The organism is Serratia sp. TSO36 (assembly GCF_057808395.1).
In genome coordinates this window covers 1-429 of record NZ_JBJZOU010000042.1, presented here as the reverse complement: position 1 = coordinate 429, position 429 = coordinate 1, and the positions used below count along the sequence as shown (strand labels likewise).

The 429-nt window shown below is 68.3% G+C and carries 1 protein-coding gene; it reads left to right on the top strand.

Annotated features, from left to right (window positions below; translation table 11 throughout):
• Positions 1-429, top strand: a 429-nt coding sequence (locus ACK3CV_RS25350; protein WP_489009925.1) for a PAAR domain-containing protein, incomplete at both ends; no start/stop codon positions are given.

Here is a 429-nt window from a genome sequence, read left to right as displayed (position 1 = left end):
TGCTCATCGGCGCCAGTCTGGCGGTGGGGTATCTCACCGGGGAGGCGGCCACCGCGGCGCGCGACGGCATTGCCGACGCCGGCGCCGGTAGCCTGACCCCCAAAGGCAATATCGTCACCGGCTCCCCCAACGTCTTCATCAACGGCAAACCCGCCGCGCTCGCCACCCACAGCCAGGTGGCCTGCAGCGACGACGGCCCGAGCATGCAGATGGCGCAGGGCTCCGACAAGGTCAGCATCAACGGCCAGCCCGCCTCGCGCGTGGGGGACAAAACCAACTGCGACGCGCAGGTGATGGAAGGTTCGCCCAACGTGTTTATCGGCGGCGGCACCGTCACCACCTTGCCGATCAAGCCCGAAGTGCCGGATTGGCTGTACAAGGTCTCTGACCTGACGCTGCTGTTCGCCGGCCTGGTGGGCGGCGTGGGCG